Raw genomic sequence first — 23266 nt, forward strand, 5'->3', positions numbered from 1 at the left:
CACCGACACGCCGCTCACTCGCTACAGCGCTACTAACGGCGCGCTCGTGAGCGGCTTCGCTACCGCCGAGCTACACCACCTGATGGGACACGACCCCGTTACGAGCCCGCGGCTCCGGTCTCGAGCAGATCGGCATAGTGGCGGCGCGCCACGTCGGGGTGTGAACGCAGCCGGCTTTTGAGCACATTGGTCCCGACATCGCGAAACAATGGGTTGTCGGGATCGCTTGCCGGTCCGCGCGCCTGCGCCGCCAGTTCCTCGGAAAGGCTGAGAAGCGGGATGGTCGCATCGAGCCGCGCGCTGAAAAAGAAGGGAACGGAGATCCGCTCGACGCCGGCAGGCGGCGTCACGACGCGGTGCACGGTGGCGCGCAGGTAGCCATTCGATGCCAGTTCGAGCAGTTCGCCGATGTTGACGACCAGCGTTCCGGGGATCGGGTCGACATTCACCCAGCTTCCGTCATAATCGACCTGCAGCCCCTTGTTGTCGTCCTGCAGCAGCAGGGTCAGGAAGCCGCCATCCTTGTGCGCGCCGACGCCCTGGTCGCCTCCGGTCGCGTCACGGCCGGGATAGCGCACGATCTTCATGCGATGGTTGGGCGAGTCGCGGTAGATCGCGTCGAAGGCGTCCTCGGGCTGATCGAGCGACAGCGCGAAGGCCTTCAGCAAGCGGATCGCCACTGCCGTCGCCTTGGTCTGCCACGCCAGCAGCGCCGGCTTGAGTTCCGGCAATGCCTGGGGCCATTGGTTCGGCCCTTGCAGCCGCGTCCAGGGCGCGACTCCCGGCCCTTGCGCTATGGGCTGGCGCTCGACGCCGATGTCGAGCTGCTCACGCCAGTCGGCCGCGCCCTTGGTCAGTTCGCCACCGGCGCGGGTGTAGCCGCGAAACTGCTGGGATTTGACCATTTCGATCGCCAGCTTGTCGGCCTCGGGCAACGCGAAGAATCGGCGCGAGGCATCGAGCACGTCATCGATCTCCGAGGCGGAGATTCCGTGGCCGCTGAGGTAGAAGAAGCCGACATCCCGGGCCGCCGTACGCAGGTCCAGGAGAAAGGTACGATATTCGGAGGCCCCTTGTTCGAGACGGCTCAGATCGAGCACCGGCACAATTCTGGGCATGGTCAGTTTCCTTCATTTCTCTGCCTGGTGGATCTAAGCAGCTTTCAATTCTCTCTCGCCCTCCGCCTGATCGAGCGCCTGGTCGAGATCACGGATGATGTCGTCGGGATGCTCGATGCCGATCGACAAACGGACATAGCCGGGCGTCACGCCGGTCGCGAGTTGGTCCTCGGGTGAAAGCTGGGAATGCGTCGTGGTCGAAGGGTGGATTGCCAACGATCTTGCGTCGCCGATATTGGCAACGTGATACAGCAGCTTCAGCCCATTGATGAAGCTGCGCCCCGCCTCGCGGCCATCCTTCAGCTCGAAACCGACCAAGGCGCCAAAGCTGCCGTTTCGCAGATAGTGGTCGGCCCGCCGTTTCTCTTCACCCGACTGGTAGCGCGGGAAGATGACGTTCGAGACTTTCGGGTGGGCCTTCAGATACTCCGCCACCTTGATCGCATTCTCGCTATGCTGGCGAATGCGGAGCGGCAGCGTCTCCAGCCCCTGCAGCAGCTGGAACGCGCTGAAGGGGCTGATCGCGGCGCCGATATCGCGCAACAGCACGGTCCTGATGCGCACGATGTAGGCGACGGGTCCGAGCGGCTTGACCGCTTCCACCCAGATCTTGCCATGGTAGCTCGGATCCGACTGGTTGAGCGTGGGAAAGCGCTCGGCATGCTCTTCCCAGGGAAAATTGCCACCGTCGATGATGAGGCCGCCGATCGTCGTGCCGTGGCCGCCGATATATTTGGTGGCGGAGTAGACGACGACGGCAGCGCCATGGTCGAACGGCCGCAGGATCAGCGGCGCTGCCGTGTTGTCGACGATGAGCGGCACGCCGAGCGACCGGCCGATGTCGGCGACTTCCTTGATCGGGAAGACATGCAGCTTGGGATTGGGCAGCGATTCCGCGTAGTAGGCGCGTGTCCGGGCGTCGGTGGCGCGACGGAAATTCTCTGGATCGGACGGATCGACGAACCGAACCTCGACGCCGACATGCTTCAGCGTTGCGGCAAACAGTGCCCAGGTCCCGCCATAGAGATCGGTCGATGAGACAATGTTGTCGCCGGCGCCGGCGAGGTTGAGAACCGAATAGGCGGAAGCAGCCTGTCCGGACGAAACGGCCAGCGCCGCGACACCGCCTTCGATCGCCGCTATGCGCTGCTCGAAGGCGTCCTGTGTCGGGTTGGACACACGCGTGTAGATGTGTCCGTCCTCATCGAGCGAGAACAGCTTGTCGGCATGATCCGTGTCCCGGAACTGGTACGACGTCGTCTGGTAAATCGGCACCGCGACCGCGCCTGTCGCTGGGTCGGAACGGTATGTGCCGCCATGCAGGGCCAGCGTTTCGGGTGCAAGGTTCTCGAGCGTCATCGTCAATTCTCCGTTCAAGCGATGGGAATGAGTTCGGCGCGGCCCTGGGCCGCGAGGAGGTCGGCATGATGGCGTTGGGCGACATCGGGATGTGAACGCAGCCGGCTCTTCAGGGCGTTCTGCCCGGAATTGCGGAACAGCGGATTTTGCGGATCGCGCGTGATGCCGCCGGCTTGCGCTTTCAGATGAGGAGCGAGTTCCAGCAAGGGCACCTCGGCATCGAACGGCGCGCCCAGGAAGAATGCCACCGAGAGCCGATCGGCACCGGCCGGCGGCGTGACGACGCGGTGAACCGTCGCCTTCAGATAGCCGTCCGTCGCCATTTCGAGGAGTTCGCCGATATTGACGACGAACGTGCCCGGGCGCGGCTCTGCGTCGATCCAGCCGCTCTCGGTTTCAACCTCCAGTCCCTTTTGCTTCTCTTGCAGCAGCAAGGTCAGAAAACCGCTGTCCTTATGCGCGCCGACGCCTTGCTCGCTCTCGGTCGCATCGCGGCCCGGATAGCGGATGATCTTGATGAGGTGATTGGGCGTACCGCGATAGATCGAGGCAAAGATGTCCTTGTCCTGCTCGAGCGCGATGGCAAAGGCCTGCAGCAGCCTGGTCGACAGGTCGGTGAGCTCCGATTGCCAGTTGAGCAGCACTGGCTGCAGCTCCGGCAGAGCGTTCGGCCATTGGTTTGGACCCTCCAGCCGGGTCCAGACAGGCAGCTTTGGATCGAGAGGGAAGGCCGGCGCCTCGGAGCCTATATCGACCTGCTCACGCCAGTTGCGCTGACCCTTGGTCCGTTCCTGGCCGACACGGTTATAGCCGCGAAAATGTGGCGAGTTGACCATTTCGATTTCGAGCTTGGCAGCCTCGGGAAGCCCAAAGAATTGCCTGGAAACGCGCAGCACATCATCGATCTGCGACTGGGCGATCCCATGCCCTGTCAGGTAGAAAAAACCGACGTCGCGGGCGATCGACCGCAGATCCTCCAGAAAGGAATGCCGTGAAGCAGACCCGCCGTCAAAGCGGGAGAAATCCAGAATGGGCAATTGGCGAGGAGAAGTAGAATCAACCATTGTCAAGCACTCTGGATATGGATAGCGCGTTTAAGGTGACACGCCGTGCGTCCCGATCAAAGCAACGGATGATCCAATCTGAGGGCGCATGAAAGAAAGTCGGCGCTGCATATTATCACTTTTACGGAAAATAATATTTTTGGCGGCTATTCTCTGCACGATGCGTCTGCTTGGTTTCCTTCGACTATCCCTTAGCCATGAGACAACACTAACCACGGCGCGACACCTTCCTCGTTCGCCGCACCGATCGCAAAGCACCTCTATTCCGCCGCCGCCCGGTTGACCTGCTCGCGGCTGCGCTCCCAGGACAGACCTGGGACCGCCGCCAGCAACGCACGCGCGTAGTCGGATTGGGGTCGCGTCAAAACCTGCTTCGCCGGTCCATCCTCGACGATCTTGCCGTTCTGCATGACAACGATGCGGTCGGCGATCGCCGAGGCGACACGCAGGTCGTGCGTGATGAACAGCATCGACAGGCCGAGGTCGCGTTTGATTTCCGCCAGAAGGTCGAGGATCTGCGCTTGTATCGAGACATCCAAGGCCGAGACCGGCTCGTCGGCGACGAGCAGATCGGGCTCGAGCATGAGTGCTCGCGCCAGACCGATGCGCTGCCTTTGGCCTCCCGAGAAAGCGTGCGGAAATCGACCGGCCGCACTGGGATCAAGTCCGACTCGGACAAGAAGACGGGACATGCGCTCCTCGGCTCCCTCGCGCGAAAGGCCGTTGACGATCGCGGCTTCGGTCAGGATGCGGCGGACGCGATGGCGAGGATTGAGGGAGGCGAAGGGATCCTGAAACACCATCTGGATACGCGGACGCAAAGTCCGTTCGCGTGTCGTCCCGGCGAGATCACGCCCGTCAAAGCGCAGGCTGCCTTCATCCCAGTCGGCCAGCCCCACGACGCATTGGCCGAGCGTCGTCTTGCCCGAACCGGATTCACCGACCAAGGCGACCGTCTCGCCTCGCCCGATCGCCAGGCTGACGCCGTCGAGTGCCCTGGTGGCGGATATTTGCCGCCGCCATGGCGCGCGGCGATCGCGATAGGTCTTGGTCAGCCCGCGGACCACGAGAAACGGATCCCCTGCATCCTGTCTGTCCGTTGCATTGGCATGCAGAACCGGAACGGCTTCGATCAGACGGCGTGTGTAAGGCTGCGACGGCGCTTCGAGGACATCATGCGCCCGGCCGGCCTCAACCACCCGCCCCTCTTTCATCACCACGACACGGTCGGCAATGTCGGCGACCACTCCGAAATCATGCGTAATGAACAGGATCGCGAGGCCGAGCCTTTCGCGGATTTCAAGGATCAGCCGCAGGATTTCAGCCTGGGTCGTGACGTCGAGCGCGGTGGTTGGCTCATCGGCTATCAGCAGGTCCGGGTCGTTGGCGATCGCCATGGCGATCATCACCCGTTGCCGCTGCCCGCCCGAAAGCTGGTGCGGGTAGCGGCGGATGATCGTCTCGGGATCCGGAAGCCTGGTTGCCCGCGCCAGCTCCAGCACGCGAGCGGCGCGCGCCCTGCGGTCACCACCGTCATGCGCGGCGAGCGCTTCCTCGATCTGGCGCCCGATGGTCAGCACCGGATTGAGCGCACTCATCGGTTCCTGGAAGACAAAGCCTATGCGCTTGCCGCGCAGCAGGCGGAACGAGGCCTCGCTGATCCCGGCAATGTCGCGGCCGTCAAAACGGATCGCGCCAGCGGCGACCTGAAGTTGCTTTGCCGGCAACAGACCGGCAATGGCAGCTGCCAGCACGGATTTGCCGGATCCGGATTCGCCGACCAGGCAGAGCACTTCGCCACGGTCGATGCGCAGCGACACGCCTTCTACGGCCATTGCCCGATCGGCATCGACCGGCAAGGCAATGGAGAGGCCGTCGATCTCGACTAGGGCACTCATGCGCGCCCGCCACGAATGCTGTTTCTAGGATTGAGCCAATGGTTCAGGCCGTCGCCGACAAGGTTCAGGGAAAGTACGGTGAGGAAAATCGCCAGGCCCGGAATGGTCGACAGCCACCAGTTGACGCGAAAGGCGGTCCTGCCGGTGCCGAGCAGATAACCCCAGGAGACGAACTCGCGATTGCCCAGACCAAGGAAGCTGATACCGGACTCGATCAGGATGACCGTCGCCGTCATCAGCGAAGCGGCAACGATCACCGGCGACAGCACGTTGGGAAGGATGTGCCCGCAGATGATGCGGGCTGTCGACAGCCCGCCAACCCGTGCCGCCGGCACGAAGTCCTGGTTCACGAGGCTGAGCACCTCGGCCCGGACCAGCCGTGCGATCTGCGGCCAGCTGACGATTGCGATGGCCAGGATGATCGAGGTCAACGAAGGCGCGACGATCGCCACGATGACGACCGTGAGCAGGAAACTCGGGATGGTCTGGAAGAACTCGGTGAACCGCATGGCGACGTCGTCGACCCAGCCGCCAAAATAGCCGGCGACAGCACCTATCGCCGTGCCGAAGGCGACGGCGAGCAGCGTCACCGCCAAAGCGATCAGCAGCGTGACCTGTGCCCCGTGGGCGATGCCGGCGGCAAGATCACGGCCGAGCATGTCGGTGCCGAACAGATGACCCGGGCTGAAGGGCGGCAGGTTCGGGCGCGCAACCATGCGCCAGGGATCGCCGGGAAAGAGAACACCGGCGAAGATCGCCATCAGCAGGATCGCGATCAGGATCAGCGCGCCGGCGACGGCGCCCGGATGCCTGAGGAACGAGTTTCGCAGAAGGGCCATGGCCTCAAGCCCCCAGTTCGATGCGCGGATCGGCGGCAACGTAGAGAAAATCCGCGACTAGATTGATGACGACGACGATTGCCGAGGTGATGAAGAAGATCGCCAGCAGGAGGTTGTAGTCGCGCTGCATGAGGGCATCGAAGGCGAGACGCCCGACGCCTGGCCAGGCGAACACCGTCTCGATCAGGATCGACCCGCCGATCAGTTGGCCGGCCTGCAAGGAGGCGAAGGTGATGATCGGCAGCAGCGCGTTCCTCAGAACATGCTGGCGCCAGATCAGACCCGGTTTCAGACCCTTGGCCCTGGCGGTGCGGACGAAATCGCGATCGAGCACGTCGAGCACCGAGGCGCGCGTCACGCGCATGTAGATGGCCATGTAGAACAGGCCGAGCGTCAGCGCCGGAAGAATGAGATGAACGGCGACATCCGCGACAAGGGAGAGATCCGACCCGCCCTCGCCCACCGTCTGCATGCCGTAGGATGGCAGCCAGTTCAGCCAGACCGAAAACAGCAGGATCGCCATCAGGCCGGTCCAGAACAGCGGCATGGCAAAGAACATCACCGAAATGCCGGTGAGCACGGTGTCGAGCAGACTGCCGGCGTGCCGGGCGGCGATCGACCCGAGCGTAATGCCGGCCGCCAGCGCAAAACCAAATGCCGTCAATGTCAGCAGCAGTGTCGCCGGCAGACGTTCGGCGATGATGTCAATGACAGGACGCTGGTCCCGATAGGACTGGCCGAAGTCGAGACGCGCCAGCGACTTGGTGTAGATCCACAATTGCTCGGGAACAGAACGATCGAGCCCGAGGTCATGGCGCAGTTCCTCGACAAAGGCCGGGTCGGCCGCGCCCTGATCTCCGGCCAGTACCGATGCCGCATCTCCGGGTGCCAGCCGAAGCAGTACGAAGTTGAGGACGATAACGCCAAACAGAATGAGAACCGCGCGGGCAGCCCGTCCCGTCAGGAAGCCAAGACGACCCATCTCATCCGGCTCCGCGGCTATTTCGCCAGCCAGACATCGGCGAAATTCTCGTCGGTGCCGAGACCGGTGGTGATCAGGTTGCGGACCTTGGTTCGGTAAAGCGTCGGAAAGACGATGTCGTGCGTCCAGATGAGCGGTACGTCGACGGAAATGATCTTCTGGGCTTGCGAATAGAGCGTCTTGCGCTTGTCGAAATCATTCTCATGCGCGGCATCGGCAAGAAGCTTGTCGACGGCCGGGTTGGAATAGCCATGCACGTTGCCGCCGGTCGTGCCCGCATTGTCGCCTTCGAGCGTGGTATAGGCGTAGCTGATGCCGATCGCCGGGTCGGGCGTGGTGTAGACAAAGTTCTCGGCAAGATCATAGTCGAAGGTGGTGAGCCGCTTGAACCAGCCCGGCACATCGGTTGCCACGATGTTGACCTTGATGCCGACAGGCGACAGCGCCTCCCGGATATATTCCGCCTCGCGCTGCCACAGCTCGCCATAGGGCAGAGGAACGAACTGCAGTTCGAAACGCACACCGTTACCGTCGGGTTTCAGGCCAACCTCGTCGAGGATGGCATTTGCCTTGGCCGGATCGAATTCATATTTCGTTTCGACCGATGAGTCCTTGAACCGCGACAGGCGCGACAGCGGACCGTTGGTCTCGTGGCCGAATCCGCCAAAGATCGTGTCGATGATGAACTGGCGATCGATCGCATGCGCGATCGCCTGGCGCACACGCGCATCATCGAGGGGCTTGTGGCGATTGTTGAGGTGGATGTAGCCGACCGGTTGAAGAAATTCCCAGCCTGCTTCGGTCAGTTGCACGCCATCGAGCCCGGCCAACCGCGTGATGTCGAAATTCTCGACGTCGCCCGCGCGCAGCACATCCACCTGGCCGGTTTCGAAGGCGACGGCGCGGCTGTTGGCGTCAGGGATGACATGGAAGAAGATGTCATTCAGATGGGGCTTGCCGGCGTCCCAATAGTCGGGGTTGCGGACAAGGTGGATAAACGAGCCCTTCTTCCACTCCGCGAATTTGAACGGGCCGGTGCCGATGAATTTGCTGTTTGCCTCGGCAGTGCGAAAGTCCGTCACCCCTTCATAGAGGTGGGCCGGCAGCACGGCGGTGTTGTGCACATAGATGAAGGCCGGGTACGGCGCCTTGAGCGTGAACACCACGGTGTAGTCGTCCGGCGTGGCGATATCCTTCACCTCCGCCAGATTGAGCCGCGAGCGGGCCTGAAGTGCGGGCAGAAATTTCTGGAAGCTGAACACCACGTCCTTGGCCGTGAACGGCTGGCCGTCGTGCCATTTGACGTCATGGCGCAGGTTGAAGGTGTAGACCAGGCCGTCATCGGAAATCGACCAGCTTTGCGCCAGACGCGGCAGCGGCTTCAGATCGGGCGAATAGGTCAACAGGCTCTCATAGATCTTGTTGCCGACATAGGTCGTCGGGCCGAGGCGGTTGACGCCGACATTGACCGTCGGCGGCTCGGGCTGGACGATCAGGTTGAGCGTCCCGCCTGCCTCCTGTGCCGCAAGTCCGGTCAGCGTCAGGAGCGTGACTGCCAGGGACAGCATGATGGTTCGCAACAGGCGGGAGATCATCGTGAATCCACCTTGTAGAATGATTGATCGCGGGGCCTGAGATGTCGCCCCGCGGGATAGTGTGGTTCCGCAGGATGGCGCGCCTGACCTGCCTCTAGCGAACTGCGGCGCCAGTTTGTGCACTAAGATTATAGACAAAGGGGATTATGATAAGGGAACGCGCTTCACCGATATCGGGCAGAGCGAATATTTTTCCCAATATCCGTGCTGAAATGAGAGCGAATTGCCTGATGGCGGGCGGTCACGACAGGCCCGCCGGGTCGCGCCATCTGGTTATGATATCGACGGCGAACGTAGAGAACACGAACGATACCGCGGCGAAGACCGTCGTGCCGATGACGACCGGAAAATCGCCTTCAAGTGCCGAGTTGATGGCCAGCCGGCCGACGCCATCCAGCCCGAAGATCGTCTCGGTGACGATCGCACCGCCCATGATGACGGCGAGTTCCAGACCGCCGAGCGTGATCACCGGATTGAGGGCGGCCTTCAACGCATGATCGTAGTAGACCCGCCATTCCGGAACACCCTTGGCGCGCGCGGTCCTTATGTAGTCCTCGCCAAGGATCTCGAGCATGCTGGCGCGAACCAGCTGCTGGAAAATGCCGATCTCGGCAAGCGCCAACGTCAACCACGGCAGCGCCAGATGGCGGGCCCATTCGAATGGATTTTCCGTCAGCGGAACGTAACCGCTGCTTGGAAACCAGAAGACCCCATAGTTGGAGAGCTGGAAGAACAGGAAGTAGGAAATCAGGATGCCGGAGAGGAACGTCGGCACCGACAGGCTTACATAGGCGAAGCCCGATATCAGCCTGTCCAGCCAGGAGCCTTGCCGGCGCGCGGCAATCACGCCAAGCAGGATCGAAAACGTCATCCAGATGACGACTGCACCAAGGGCGAGCGATAGCGTCACTGGCACCTTGGACAGGATGAGATCGGTCACCGGTGTCTGCTTGCGGAAGGAGTAGCCCAGCGCCGGCGGCCAGTGAGCAAGCCCCATCGGCGCGCCCTGGATATCAGGGCCGCGGTAGAGATAGTACCACAGCTGCAGATACCATGGCTCGTTGAGCCGCAGCGCGTGCGCTATGGCATCGATCGCCTGCTGGCTGGCGTTGCGCGGCGCCAGCATGGCGGCCGGATTGCGATAGGCTATGCGGGTGATGAAGAACGCGGTCACCAGCACGATGAGGAGCGTCGAAAGCGCTCTGAAGATCAGCCCGCCTGTATGCCGGATCATCGCGTCACCCGCTGCGGCGATGGGGATCGAGGACGTTGCGCAGGCCGGCGCTCAGCGTGTTGAATCCAGCCACGGTCAGAAACAGGGCGATGCCGGGACCGAGCAGGAACCAGGGCTGCAACTGGTAGAGGGAAGAGCGCTGCGCCTCGGCGATCATGTTGCCCCAACTCGGCTGCGGCGCCTGCACGCCGACGCCGAGGAAGGAGAGCGTCGCTTCGGCAATGATGTTGGTCGGCAGTTGCACCGCCCAGTAGACCAGGATCACCGGCGCGATGTTGGGCAGGATTTCGCGCACGATGATCCTGGTCTTCGAGGCGCCGATAGTCTGCGCGGCCTCCACCAACGCGCTGTGGCGCAAGACAAGCACAAGGCCACGCGTCAGGCGGGAGAAATACGTCCAGGAGAACAGGGTTATGATCAGGACGACCACCAACGAGGGCGCAACCAGCGGCTTGCCGTCGGTGCCCCGGTTGAGCGACAGGAGGCTGAGCGCGGTGACGATGAACGGGAAGGACAAAGCGACGTCCACGGCCTGCGAAATGATGCGGTCGACACGGCCGGCAAGAAATCCGCTGACGAGGCCGATGGCGGTGCCGATGATCATGGCAAGCGTGGTCGCCGGGATGGCGATGGCCAGCGATACGCGCGCGCCGTAGAGCGTCCTCACCAGCACATCGCGGCCATTGCCGTCGGCGCCAAGTGGAAATTCGAGCGTGGGGCCGGTCGGCAGCCCCATCTCGGTCAATGCGGTATCGCGGAACTGCTCGGTCACCCCGTGCCCCAACAGCCATGCGACCACGGGCGCCAGCAGCGCACCGGCGGTGACAAAGCCTATGATCAGCGCGCCAATGCGGAAGGAACGCTCGCGCAGCAGTGCATGGAGAAGCAGCGACCTGTATGATTTCACGACCTCGCCATGTCCTAGCAGGACATGATCCTGGACGGACGCCAGGGCACGGATCTCAGGCATGCGCGGCGATCCGCTCGGGAACCGGGTTGCGCTGCAAAGCCTTGCCGGGGATCGCGTCTATCAGCCGGATTGTGTAGGGGTGCCGGGGAGCGCCGAAGACACGGGCTGTCTCGCCGGCTTCCACGATGACGCCCTTCTCCAGCACGATGACGCGGTCGCACAGTTCCGACACGACACCCAGATCGTGCGAGATGAACAGCAGCGACAGGCCTCGCTGCCGGCGAATGGTCTGCAGCAATGTGATGATCTTCGCCTGTGTCGTGATGTCGAGTGCCGATACCGGCTCGTCGGCGACGATCAGCGACGGTTCGAGCGCAATGGCGCGCGCGATGGCGACGCGCTGCCGCTGGCCACCTGAAAGCTGGGCCGGGAAACGGTCCAGCACGTCGTCGGGAAGCTCAACGTCGCGCACCAGGTCTTCGACGCGCCTGCGGATCGCCACCGCGTCCAGTCTGGTGCCGATAATGAAGGGTTCCGCCAGAATGGACCGGATGCGCCGCCGCGGGTTGAGGCTTGCATAGGGGTCTTGGAAGATGACCTGTATGTCCGACCGCAATTGCCGGTCGAAAGCGACGCCGCCGGCACCCGGACGGGAATAGCTACGCTCACGCAACGAGATGCTGCCTTCGTCCGGCTGGTCGAGGCCGGCGACCAGCCGGCCGATCGTCGACTTGCCGGAACCGGATTCGCCGACGAGGCCGACAATCTCGTTCTCGCGGATGCTGAACGAGATATCCTTAAGGACTGGCCTGATCAGAGCGCCCGCAGCGGAGCGGCCTGCGAAGGAACGCGCGACTGCCGCGACGGAAAGCAGGTCGGGCGCCACAGGCAAGGATGGCCGAGCCACGCGGGCAGCCAGTCCGCCAAGCCGCGCTGCGCCGAGCAGCTCCCTGGTATACGCCTGGCGCGGTGCCCGGTAGATCAGCTCGGCCGGCGCCTGCTCCACCACATGTCCCGCACGCATCACCAGGACATCGTCGGCAATGTCCGAAACGACGGCCAGATCGTGGCTGACGAAGATCATTGCCGTGCCATGGTCCTGCTGAATTCGCTTCAGCAGATCGAGGATCGACGCCTGCACGGTCACGTCGAGCGCCGTTGTCGGTTCGTCGGCGATGATGAGGCCGGGATTGAGCGCGATCGCCGCGGCGATCATCACACGCTGGCGCATGCCGCCGGAGAACTGCCTGGGATAGTCGTTCACACGGGCCGAAGGATCGAGGATGCCGACATCGGCCAGAAGATCTAGAACGCGCTGACGCAATTCCCCGCGTCCCACCCTGCGGTGGGCGGTGATCGCTTCGGCGATCTGCTGGCCGATGGTCTTCAGTGGATGAAGGTTGCTGAGCGGATCCTGGAAGATGAAGCCGATGTCGGCGCCTCGCCGCCTGCGCAGGTCGCCGGCGCCGAGGCCCAGTATCTCATCACCCTTGTGCAGGACGCTGCCGAGGACGCCCGCGGCCGGTGGCAGAAGGCCGGTGGCGCCGAGCAGCGACACGCTCTTGCCCGAGCCCGATTCACCGACGATGGCGAGCGTCCTGCCCGGCTCGACGGAGAACGAGACGCCATGCACCACGTCCACGCCGCCGAACGCGACGCGCAGATCGGCGACAGAGAAGATGGCCACGCGCGCCTCCTTTACCGGTCCGGCCTTGCTACTGCTTGAGAGCGATGTTGGTGATGTCGGCATTGACCGCCAGCGACGACCACACCCAGTTGGCGAGACGATCGGAGGTGACCACGACCTTGCGCTTCTCGAACAAAGGGATCCACGGCAGGTCGGCCGAGACCAGTTGGTCGGCCTTCGTCCAGATCGGCCCCGGATCGTCGGACGGATAAGCCTGCGCCGCGAACTTGTTGAGCTCCGGATTGCTGTAGCAGATGGCGTGGACATTGCCGGTGCCGCAGGGCGCCGCGTCCGAGTTCAGCCAGCCGCCGAGCAGCATGCGCGTGCTCGGTCCCTGCCAGTCGGGAGAGAAGGTGCCGCCCAGGGAAAGATCCCAACGGCTCTTCGGATCCTGGATGAAGGCGTACCATTGCGTCGGCGGGATCGGGATCAGGTTGAGCGTGATGCCCGCCGCCTCCAGATCCTCCTTCGCGGTCACCGCGATGGCTTCGAACTGTGCGTTGCCACGATAGATGGCGTCAAAGGCAATGCCATTCGGATAGCCCGCCTCGGCAAGCAATTGCTTGGCCTTGGCCGGATCGCCCCTGTAGCTCTCGGTCGGGTACGGATCGAACTTCTCGAAACCGAGGATGGTGGAGGTGATGATCTGGGTGAGCGGCACAGCGCCGATCGAACCGGCTTGGGTCTGCGCCAGATGCTCGCGGTTCACCGCATAGGTCAGCGCCTGCCGGACCTTCAGTTTGCGCAGCGCCTCGGCTCCGTCGCTCTTGACCTCCGGTCGCTGGTTGAAGGTGATGAAGTTCGCCGATCCACTGTTCGTCACATGGATGTTGGGGCTCTTCTGCGACAGGAAGCGCTGGATCGTCGGGATGGGCGGGATATCGAGATAAAGCGACAGATCGGCCTCGCCGGCGATGATCTTCTGGACGACGCTGTCCTCGCTGTTGGCGGTGAAGTCGATATCGATCTCATCGGCATAGGCCTTGCGCGCCTGGTCGGACCCCGGCTTGAAATTCTTTGCCTTCTTTAGGACCAGCTTCTGACCCTGCTCGTAGGTGTCGACATAGTAAGGGCCGCTGGACGGCAGGTTCTTGCGCGACTCCAGCGAGTCCGGGAAATATTTGGACGCGATCTCCGGCGCCACCGGCGACACGAAGTTCATCGAAAGGATGTTGAGGAAATCGTAGTTCTTGGTGTCCGACTTGATGACCAGCGTGTGCTCATCGGGAGCCGAGACACCGGCAATCTCATGCGTGTCGGTGAAAGCCTTCGTCGCCGCAAGATCTCCCGTCGGCACTTTCGCGAATTCCTTGCAATAGTCGACGAAGCCGGAGATCACGAGGTTGAAATAGTTGATGGCGGCGACCTGCTTGTTGGGATCGCAGAAGCGCTTGACGCCATAGACGAAATCGCCGGCGACGATCTTGCGTTCGGTCGAGCCCGAGAAGAAAACGTCGTCCTTTAGATGGAAAGTGTAGACCTTGCCGTCGTCGCTGATGTCCCAGGACTTGGCGAGATCCGGTACGAGTGTGGTGTCCTCCTTGAGGCCGGCGGGTGAGCCCGGATAGGTCACCAGCTGACGCGTCGTCGCGCGCAGGATTTCCCAGGAATCGATGCTGTAGCCGGTAAGCGGATCGAACGCATCGAGGTCGGACTGGATCGAAGCAATCCGCAGAACCCCACCAGGCTTCAGATCTTCCGCCTGTGTGGAGGCACCAAGTGCAGAAAATACCATCAGGCCAGCGGCAACACCCTTGAATAGATTGCGCGCAATTTTTGTTGCCATTACTTCTCTCCAGTTTACAAAGAAATTCTTTTTACCACCATTACAGTAAGTGATTATAATTTAGAGATAAAATTGTCTATTTTTCAATGCAGCTTTCAAATTGCATTTTATATTAGCACCACCTGTCAAAACATTGTTCCGGAATGCGGCAAGACCGGTGTCGTGAACAGCGTGTCGAGCGTTTCGACCGCGGCGCTGTCGAAGGCATCGAGGCGCCCCGTCTGTGCGAGCTGCCACCATTTCACGCCGCCGAGATAGGCCGCCGAAACCGTAGCCACATCGGTCACCACGGCGGCGGACAGATTGGTGCGCTCGGCCCCCTCTGGCGAGAGGCGCAACCGGGTCGTGTTCTCGGGCAGGATGGCGTCGGAGACTTCCAGCACGACGCTGTCCCGTCCGGCATAGGTTCTAGCGGTCAGGGCCTTTTCCACGTCCAGGAGCCGCAGCCATGTTTCGTCGCGCACAGCCGATACGCGGACGCTCCGAAAATCCTCGAACAGCCATGGCAGCAGATCGTCCGCGGGACGGCTCCAGAAGACGATGCGATGCGGCAGGTCGACCGCCAGCAGATGCGCGACCAGCGCGATATAGGCGGCCGGACTGTAGGCCACGATATCGTCGACCACGATGGTGCGTTCCGAGCTGGTGAACCAGCTGTCGAGGCGGACAGGGTGATAGCGCACGAACCCGGTTTCCGAGCCTTTCTCGCCGTGAATGGCGACATAGGCCGGCGCGCCGCTGTTGGCCTGCCGCAACGCCTGGAAATCCCACCAATAGGACGAGCGCGTGATGACGCCTGCGCGCGGAGCCGACTGGCCTGCATAGATGCGCGCCTGTACTGCCCAGGCATCGTCACTATCGATCAGCCGAACCTGGTCCCTGGACATCAGGCCTACCCGCAGACGCGCGCGCTGCGTGTCGACCTCGAAGCTGACGGACGTGTTGGCGATCGCATAGCCGAAATTGCCGTAGATGCGCGCATCGGAGGCCCGCAAGGTGGCCGCTGCCTCACCCTGTTCGCGCGCGGCGCGAAGCTGCGCCTTGAACATCGCCGTGGCGGCGCCACGCCGCGTATGGGTGGGCAGCACGCCGACATGGGTGACAGCGGCCTGCGGCAGCCAGGCGCCGCCGGGAACCGCGATCCGTCCCGAATAGGAGTCGGTGGTGCCGACGAGCGTCTCACCGTCAAAGGCGCCCCAGGTGCGATCCGGCTCGAACAGTCTGTCGATCAGGGTGTCGTCGATCGGGCCGAGCGACGGCAGGCCGACCATGGCCGTGCGGAAGGTGCGCGCGGCCTGCGCGAGTTCGGCCTTCCCGGTCAGAAGGCGCACATCCGATATCATGACGCCTTCCGCGTGGGCACGACTTCAGGCTTGTGCGCTTCCGGCTGCGGCGGCTGCGCGTAGGTGCGCGGCTTGGGCAGCGTTTCGGCCAGCAGATATGTGCCGACCTCGCGTGCCCGGTAGGAGACCGGATCGTGGACGGTGTGGGTGCGCGCGTTGCGCCAATAGATGTCGAGGCCATATTTGTTGGCCGTCGAGCGCGCACCCGTCGCCTCGAAGATGCGTGCCGTCACGTCGAGCACGACGTCGTTGGCGACGATCTTGCCCTGGTCGATGATCGTTGCGAGTTCGCCCCATTGTTGCCCGGTGACTGATGAGCCGGCATGCAGTGCCGCCTCGTAGAGCGCAGCGGCCTTGTCGGCTATCGCGATGCCCGCCGCTACGCCTGCGGAGAGCCGGCCGAACAGCACCAGATGGTAGGGATCGTCGATGGCTCGTTCCAGCCCGGACTCCGGCCAAGGCCGGCCAAAGCGGCGGACATGATCGGCGGCGGCGGCAAGGGCGCCCTCGGCGATGCCGAGATAGAAATTGATGAAGATGAGCTGGCTGAACAGGACGCGCAGGCCGTCGCGCAACTCGACATCGCCCTGATAGTCGTCGAGGGCGCTGAGCAGCTCGTCCTCGAAGACCTCGACACGGTCGAAAGTGACGCTGCCGCTCGCCGTTAGCCTCTGGCCGAGATTGTCCCAGTCGGAACCGAAGCTGATACCCTTGCGCGTCGGCGGGATCTGGTAGTGGGCGCGTTTGCCGTTGTCCCACAGGCTGACGGTGATGATTTGCGCCACCGACGCGCCGGTGGCGAAGGTGCGCTTGCCGTTCAGGAAGCGGCGGCCGCCGACGTGCTCGATCTCGTTCCACTGGTCGCGCGGGTTGCTGACGCCGCCCTGGAACCAGCCTTGTGAACCGACGCCGCGTGCCGTCTTTTCCCACTGCTGGCGCGTGCCCAGAATGTAGGTCCAGACGCCGTTGGAATAGTGATAGGCGATCAGCTGCCCGATCGAGCCATCGGCGGCGGCGATGATGCGGCTGATCTTGAGCGCCTGGACAAGGTTTGCGCCGGCGCCGCCGAATTCGCGCGGTGCCGCGAGACCAAGCAGGCCACTGTCGCGCAGCAGCGCCAGTTCTTCCACCGGGTCCTTGTTTGCCCGGTCGCGTTCGAGCGCCGTTGCCGCGAGTTGCCGCGCCACGTCGCGGGCTTTCTCGGCCCAGGTCTCGAATTCGGTGTCGCTGAGGCCGGGATAGATCTGAATGTCCGACATTGTCTTCTCGTCATGCTCCATTGTCGCGGCCACCAAAGGCCAGACATGCTTCAGACTGCGAGCAGCCCGCTCACTCGGCCGCCTCGGCTGTTGCACCCCAACTCGAGCGGTTGCGCGCAGCTGCTCCCGGATGGTCGTCGCGCAGCAGGCGCTGTCCCTCGCCCTGGAAACGCTCGCGGATCGTTGTGCCGGGTGCGCCCCGTTCGCGGATGCGGCCGCGCCGCCGCAGTTCCGGCACCACGAATTCGATGAAATCCTCGAATGTGCCCGGGCTGACGACATAGGCGAGATTGAAGCCGTCGACACCGGATTCATCGGCGATGCGCTCGAGTTCGTCAGCGACCTTTTGTGGCGAGCCGACCAGCTTGGGATGGATGCCGCCGAGCCCGATATAGTCGGCGATCCCGGCCACGGTCCAACGCCGGTCGGCATCGATCCGCGTCAGATTGGCGAGCGCTGAGCGGCCGGCATTGGTCTCGATATATTCGAGTGGATGGTCGAGCGGATATTGCGACCAGTCGACACCGGTCCATGCCGAAAACAGCGCCAGTGCGGCTTCGACGCTGGTGTAGGAGAGATAGTCCTTGTGCTTGGCCTCGGCTTCCTCGTCCGTGGCGCCGGTGATGACGGTAACGGCCGTGATGAACTTTATCGCGTCCGGTGCTCGTCCAAGTTCGACGGCGCGCGCACGGATCGCCTCGATCGAGCGGCGGATGGATGCCGTGCTGGTGCCGCCGAGGAACACCACCTCGCCGTTGCGGGCGGCGAATTCGCGCCCGCGCGGCGAGGTTCCGGCCTGGAACAGAAGCGGCGTGCGCTGCGGACTGGGCTGCGCCAGATGCGCGCCGGGCACGGAGAAATATTTGCCGCGATGGCCGATCGGATGGACTTTTGTGGGATCGGTATAGAGCCCCTTCTCGCGATCGTGCACGACCGCCCCATCCTCCCACGACCCTTCCCAGAGCTTGTAGGTCACATCGAGGAATTCCTGCGCGAGGTCGTAGCGCTCGTCATGATCGATCTGGCGTTCCAGGCCGAGATTCTTCGCCGCCGATTCGAGAACCGAAGTGACGACATTCCAGGCGATGCGGCCCTTGGTCAGATGATCGAGCGTGGTGAACTTGCGGGCGAGAAGATAGGGCTGTTCATAGGTCGTCGACACGGTGATGCCGAACCCAAGATGCCTGGTGGCCGCGGCCATTGCCGAGACCAGCAGCAGCGGGTCGTTCACCGGCGACTGGGCGGCGGTACGCAGCGACGCATCCGGCGTACCCCGGAAGACATCGAGGTGGCCAAGCGCGTCGGCGAGGAACAGCGCGTCGAAGCCGCCGTCGTCGAGAAGCTTGGCCAGCGAGGTCCAGTATTCGAGGCTGGTGTACGTGTTGGCGCGATCGCTCGGATGACGCCAGAGGCCCGCCGACACATGGCCGACCACGGTCATGCCGAAGCCGTTGAGGATGAGAGGCTTGACCGCCTCGCTGGTGGAATTTGTCATGGCTCGGCTCACGAATAGTAGGTTGGCGGCGGCACACGGCCGTTGAGCGCGAAGTCACCGACTTCCAGCACCTTGTAGTGCACGGGATCATGCAGGCTGTGGGTGCGGACATTGCGCCAGTAGCGGTCGAAGCCGAACGAGCGGGCGGTGGAGCGGGCGCCGGTCAGCTCGAATATCCGCGACGTCACTTCCAGGGCGACCTCGGTCGAATGCACCTTCGACTGATAGGCGATGGCAGCAGTGCGGCCGCGTTCTTCCGCGGTGAGATCCCTGCCGCGCTCGAAGGCGCGCTGCACGGCTTCGCCAGCCGCATCCGCGAGTGCCTCCGCGGAAGCCAGCGCGATCGAAAGCCGGCCGAAGCGCTCGACGACCAGCGTGTCCTCGGAAGCTTTCTTCGCCGGCGAGGACAACCATGGCCTGCCGCGCTGGGTGATGTAATCCCTGGCGTCTTCCAGAGCGGCAAGGGCGGTGCCGAGATAGAGTTCGCCGAAGGCCGCATGGACGATCGGCACGTGCAGCGTGGCATGCGGCGGATGAACCGTATCTTCCGGCCAATGCCCGACCAGATCGTCAGCGGATGCGGCGACATTTTCGAGCGTCGCGCTGCCGCTGACCGTCAGCCTCTGGCCGATATTGTCCCAGTCATTGCCGAAGCTGAGGCCGGGCGTCGGATTTGCGACGATGAACTGGCCGATATGACGGCTGGCATCGATGCCTGAAATCCGCGTGCCCTTGGCAAAGCGTACCCAGACCTGCAGCGTATCGGCCACCTGCGCACCACTGGTGAAAGGCTTGGCGCCATCGAGCACGAAGCCGCCGTCCACCTGCCTTGCCTTGACAAGCGGCTCATACGCGGCTTGAGCGATGCCGGCGTGAAACCAGCCCTTTGAGAGAAAACCGTCCAGCCGTTTTTCGATCAAGGTCTTGTTGTTGCCGTCCAGACCAATCGCCGTGCCGAACAGATGGTAGATGGCGATCTGGGCTATCGATGTATCGCCCTTTGCCAGGATGCGGACGATCCTGAGCACTTCGGCCGGCGTCGCGCCACCGCCGCCAAATCGCTTCGGGATATAGATCGTCAGCAGGCCGGCCAGACGCAAAAGGTCTATCTCGGCATGCGGTGCGGCGCCGGCCAGATCGCGCGCGGCGGCGGTGCGCTTGAGTTCGCGCGCGACCTCCTCGGCGCGCTCGGCCCAGCCCTGAAAATCACCGCGCTGCTCGCGCTGAACGGCGGCGTGGATCGTCATGATGCCAACGCCTCCGGCCGGCGGACCTGCGAGGACGCATGTTGTGCCGCGGGGTGATCGGCGGGCACACGGCTGTCGCGCCCGAAGAGCCTGGACCGCAGCGAGGGACCGACATCCTCGCGAATTCGTCCGCGCTTCCGCAGCTCGGGAACGACGTGGGCAGAGAAGTCGATGAAGCTGCCGGGGCTGACCACATGTGTCAGGTTGATGCCGTCGGTATCGGTCGCTTCCAGCCATTGTTCCAGCTCGTCGGCGACGGTCTTCGGGCCGCCGACAAAGGACTTGCCGCGCCCGAAACCACCCTCCGGCGAAAACGCCTGGCGCAGGGTCCACTTGCGACCCGATGACGGGTCGTCGAACATGCGCAGCAGCGAACGGTTGGAATCGGTTTCGGTGTAACGGATGGGCTGGTCGAGATCGTGCCTGGAAAAGTCGATGCCCGTCGTCGCCGAATAGTGCACCAGGGCGCCTTCGACATCGTAGTACGATCTGTAGTCGGCGAGCTTGGCGGCCGCGGCCGAATCGGTCTCGTCCGTGATCACAGAGACCGCGGATATGAACTTGATGCTGCCGGGAGCCCTGCCCTCGTCGCGGGCGAGCTGCTTTACCTGTGCAACATTGCGCCTGATGCCGTCGACGTCGGCGCCGGCGACGAACACCACCTCCGCATGCCGGGCGGCAAAGCGCTGGCCGCGTGGCGAGCCGCCGGCCTGGAACAGCACCGGAACCCTTTGCGAACTCGGCTCCGAAAGATGCGGGCCCGGCACGTTGAAATAGCGTCCGGAATGACCGATCGAATGGACTTTTGCCGGATCGGTATAGAGACCGTCCGGGTTGGCCGCGCTGCCGCGATCGCGCACCAGCGCTCCGTCTTCCCAGGAGCCCTGCCAGAGCTTGTAGGCGACCTCCATGAATTCGTCGGCGATCTCGTAGCGCTCATCATGCGCCACCTGCTTGTCGAGGCCGAGATTGCGCGCGGCGCTGTCGAGCTGCGAGGTGACGACGTTCCAGGCGATACGCCCCTTGGTCAGGTGATCGAGCGTGGTGAATTTGCGTGCCAGCAGATACGGCTTTTCGTAGGTCGTCGAAACGGTGACGCCAAAACCCAACCGGTCTGTCGCGCCGGCAAGGGCTGAGACCAGCAACAGCGGATCGTTGACCGGAGACTGAACGCCTTTTGCCAGCGAGGCATCGTATCCACCGCCATAGACGTCGAGGTGACCCAGTGCATCGGCGATGAACAAGCAGTCGAAGCCGCCCTCCTCCAGCGCCCTGGCAAGCTCGATCCAGTAGTCGAGTTCGGCGTGGCGATACGCCTGGTCGGCCGGATGACGCCAAAGTCCGTAGGCGACATGGGAGACGGCGTTCATGGTGAAGCCGTTGAGAATGATGGGAGATTTTGCCATATGACAACCCAGACAAACGCGCGCCACATGGCGACTAATCTTTGTCTATGGATTTAGTGTACTTCGGACGATCGCGCGTGGAGATTTTTCCTAAAGATCGCGGCGTTTGTGACAATCCATTACTCGATGGCCTTACTGGACGGCGTCGAAGCCGCCATGTCGAGACGACGATGGCCTTGGTAATGGGGGACAACCGGGATTGGCCTCGCAACCGCTAGACGCCTCGCTGCAGGCGGTGCGGCGATCATCGCGCAGGGGCGGCGGCGCCATCGTCAACGTGGCTTCGGTGCAGGGCTTTTGCCTGCCAGCAGAACGTCGCCGCCTATGCCACAACTAGGGGCGTCATCCACACGCTGACGTGCGCTCTGGCCCTCGACCATGCGCGCGCCGGCATCCGCGTCAATTCCGTCAGCCCGGGCTCGATCCACACCCCGATCCTGGAGAAGTCCGCGCGTGGTGAGAACGTCACGGATGCCGATGTCGAGGTACCTCAAGCCATTTTCAAGGCCAACGAGATCGATGAAATAATAGGCACTCCTGCCGATTGACAAAAACATCAACAGGCGACCAAGATCATATGACCATCAACGATCTTGGTCCCGAGGTTGCCCCTCGGCATTGGCGTAAAGGAGAGCCAGATGCCCCTTCAGCAGAGAGTGACCCATCGTCCGAAACAACGTCCCGCCGCCCCCATCCTTGCCACCGCACTTTTAAGCCTCGGCCTGATCACACTGCCCGGCATCGGCCACGCCGACGGGATCACGCTCAAGATTTTCGGTGGCTCGGCGCTCGACGAACTCGCGCCGCGTCAACCGCCGGACGAGCAGAAGAAGATCCAGCAGCAGGTTATCGACGGCTTCCTCAAGGCCAATCCCGATGTCGCCGCGGTCGAGTGGGATGCCCAGGGACCACAGACCGATTCCATTCAGCGCGTGATGACCGCCAAGCTGGCAAACCAGGAAATGGATCTGATCGCCTGCCCGGCCTTCTACACAAATGGGGCCTATGTCAGGCGCAAACTGGTGATGCCGATTACCGACAAGATCAAGCCGTTCCAGGACAGGATCGACGCCGCGGCGCTTGGCGCCTTCACGGTCAGCGGGCAGGTCTACGGCGTGCCGGTTTCGACGCTTTCGACATCGACGATCTTCTACAATGTCGATCTCTTTCAGAAGCTCGGCATCCCCGTCCCGCCGACCTATGACAACCTGAAGGCGGCCGTGCCGAAGTTCAAGGCCGCGGGCGTGATCCCTCTCCTGCATCAGGGCTCGAACACCGTCATGTGGCCGATGTGGTACTTCGAAACCTTTTCGCAGGCCTCGGGCGACCCGGTCGGCAAGACGCAGAAGAACCTTGAAGGCACGGCGAAATTCACCGATGCCCCTGATGTCGAAGGGTTCAAGCTGATCAAGCAATGGGTCGATGACGGCATCCTTTCCAAGGATTCGCTCTCTGTCGACCAGGACGGCATGCGTGCGGCCTTCGCCGCCGGCAAGAGCGCCATGTATTATGGCGGCACCTGGGAAATCCCGTCGCTCCAGTCGAGCGTCAAGGACTTCAAATGGGGCGTCTTCGCCTTTCCGAAGATGGACGGAACGCCGGGCGCGCCGGGCCATGGCGGCGGTGCCGACAACGGCATGTGCGTCGCCTCTTCGATCCCGCCCGAAAAGCTCGATGCCGCGGTCAAGTTCATCGAATATCTGACAAGGCCCGAGGTCGCGAAGCTCTATCTCGCGCCGGAACAGCCGATCGCGGCCTCGATCAAGGGCGTGCCGCAGGTCGACGATGCCTATGCCGTCGAACTGCGCAAGCAAGCCTTCCCGAACACGATCAAGTTCCTCGACTGGATCTGGCCGTCGGAAGTCGCGACCGCCACGGCTTCGGCAATCGCCGGCATCGTCGGTGGCACGACCACGCCCGAAGACGCCGCCGCATCGATCCAGACCACCTTCGACGACCTGAAGGCCCAGGGCAGCTGGCCGCCCAAATAAGCCCCTGCAAGCGGGCGCGCATCCAGCGAAGCTGATGCGCCAGGCAAGAAAAT

General features: G+C 63.0%; 17 protein-coding genes and 1 pseudogene. 2 read left to right on the top strand and 16 right to left on the bottom strand.

The genetic code is table 11. The features are described 5' to 3' along the window. Positions 1-98: 98 nt before the first annotated feature. The 16 genes from NKI38_RS01600 to NKI38_RS01675 all read right to left on the bottom strand — a co-directional run bounded on the left by NKI38_RS01600 (position 99) and on the right by NKI38_RS01675 (position 21222). Positions 99-1118 carry an isopenicillin N synthase family dioxygenase gene (locus NKI38_RS01600; RefSeq protein ID WP_352654232.1) on the bottom strand — a complete coding sequence of 340 codons (1020 nt, stop codon included), beginning with the start codon at positions 1116-1118 and terminating at the stop codon, positions 99-101. A gap of 33 nt (positions 1119-1151) precedes the next feature. After that, a complete protein-coding gene (locus tag NKI38_RS01605; protein ID WP_352654234.1) occupies positions 1152-2477 on the bottom strand; it encodes an O-acetylhomoserine aminocarboxypropyltransferase/cysteine synthase family protein in 1326 nt (441 codons plus the stop codon). A 14-nt stretch (positions 2478-2491) separates the two neighbouring features. Beyond that, the gene (locus NKI38_RS01610; protein WP_352654236.1) at positions 2492-3541 is read right to left on the bottom strand and encodes an isopenicillin N synthase family dioxygenase; all 1050 of its coding nucleotides are present in this window, start codon (positions 3539-3541) and stop codon (positions 2492-2494) included. A gap of 260 nt (positions 3542-3801) precedes the next feature. Further along, positions 3802-5439, bottom strand: a complete 1638-nt coding sequence (locus tag NKI38_RS01615; protein WP_352654238.1) for an ABC transporter ATP-binding protein — start codon at positions 5437-5439, stop codon at positions 3802-3804. After that, entirely contained in the window at positions 5436-6278 is an 843-nt protein-coding gene (locus tag NKI38_RS01620; RefSeq protein ID WP_352654240.1) for an ABC transporter permease, read from the bottom strand. The genes NKI38_RS01615 and NKI38_RS01620 overlap by 4 nt, the downstream gene beginning before the upstream one ends. A gap of 4 nt (positions 6279-6282) precedes the next feature. Next, positions 6283-7260: an ABC transporter permease gene (locus NKI38_RS01625; protein ID WP_352654243.1), complete on the bottom strand. Its 978-nt coding sequence runs from the start codon at positions 7258-7260 to the stop codon at positions 6283-6285. Positions 7261-7277: 17 nt separating this feature from the next. Then, complete coding sequence (locus NKI38_RS01630; RefSeq protein WP_352654245.1) at positions 7278-8855, bottom strand: ABC transporter substrate-binding protein; 1578 nt, start codon at positions 8853-8855, stop codon at positions 7278-7280. A gap of 241 nt (positions 8856-9096) precedes the next feature. Next, positions 9097-10089, bottom strand: a complete 993-nt coding sequence (locus NKI38_RS01635; protein ID WP_352654247.1) for an ABC transporter permease — start codon at positions 10087-10089, stop codon at positions 9097-9099. 4 nt (positions 10090-10093) lie between these two features. Beyond that, positions 10094-11059: an ABC transporter permease gene (locus NKI38_RS01640; protein ID WP_352654249.1), complete on the bottom strand. Its 966-nt coding sequence runs from the start codon at positions 11057-11059 to the stop codon at positions 10094-10096. Then, positions 11052-12686 carry a dipeptide ABC transporter ATP-binding protein gene (locus NKI38_RS01645; protein ID WP_352654251.1) on the bottom strand — a complete coding sequence of 545 codons (1635 nt, stop codon included), beginning with the start codon at positions 12684-12686 and terminating at the stop codon, positions 11052-11054. The genes NKI38_RS01640 and NKI38_RS01645 overlap by 8 nt, the downstream gene beginning before the upstream one ends. 28 nt (positions 12687-12714) lie before the next feature. Then, on the bottom strand, positions 12715-14472 hold the full coding sequence (locus tag NKI38_RS01650; protein WP_352654253.1) for an ABC transporter substrate-binding protein: 1758 nt from the start codon (positions 14470-14472) through the stop codon (positions 12715-12717). 125 nt (positions 14473-14597) lie between these two features. Next, complete coding sequence (locus NKI38_RS01655; protein WP_352654254.1) at positions 14598-15815, bottom strand: GNAT family N-acetyltransferase; 1218 nt, start codon at positions 15813-15815, stop codon at positions 14598-14600. Continuing rightward, positions 15812-17074, bottom strand: a complete 1263-nt coding sequence (locus NKI38_RS01660) for an acyl-CoA dehydrogenase family protein (RefSeq protein WP_352654256.1) — start codon at positions 17072-17074, stop codon at positions 15812-15814. Before NKI38_RS01660 ends, NKI38_RS01655 begins: the two co-directional genes overlap by 4 nt. Before the next feature lie 70 nt (positions 17075-17144). Next, entirely contained in the window at positions 17145-18569 is a 1425-nt protein-coding gene (locus NKI38_RS01665) for an LLM class flavin-dependent oxidoreductase (protein ID WP_352654258.1), read from the bottom strand. An 8-nt stretch (positions 18570-18577) separates the two neighbouring features. Then, positions 18578-19816 (bottom strand): acyl-CoA dehydrogenase family protein, encoded by a 1239-nt coding sequence (locus NKI38_RS01670; protein ID WP_352654260.1) that lies wholly within the window; start codon positions 19814-19816, stop codon positions 18578-18580. Continuing rightward, positions 19813-21222, bottom strand: coding sequence for an LLM class flavin-dependent oxidoreductase (locus NKI38_RS01675; protein WP_352654262.1), 1410 nt, complete (start codon positions 21220-21222; stop codon positions 19813-19815). The genes NKI38_RS01670 and NKI38_RS01675 overlap by 4 nt, the downstream gene beginning before the upstream one ends. A gap of 247 nt (positions 21223-21469) precedes the next feature. Between NKI38_RS01675 and NKI38_RS01680 the strand changes: the two are divergent. Continuing rightward, positions 21470-21707: pseudogene (locus tag NKI38_RS01680) on the top strand (SDR family NAD(P)-dependent oxidoreductase); the annotation flags it as partial. 153 nt (positions 21708-21860) lie between these two features. Beyond that, the gene (locus NKI38_RS01685; protein WP_352654263.1) at positions 21861-23213 is read left to right on the top strand and encodes an ABC transporter substrate-binding protein; all 1353 of its coding nucleotides are present in this window, start codon (positions 21861-21863) and stop codon (positions 23211-23213) included. Positions 23214-23266 lie beyond the last annotated feature (53 nt).

Source organism: Mesorhizobium sp. M0621 (genome assembly GCF_040320745.1).
Classification (GTDB): Bacteria; Pseudomonadota; Alphaproteobacteria; order Rhizobiales; family Rhizobiaceae; genus Mesorhizobium.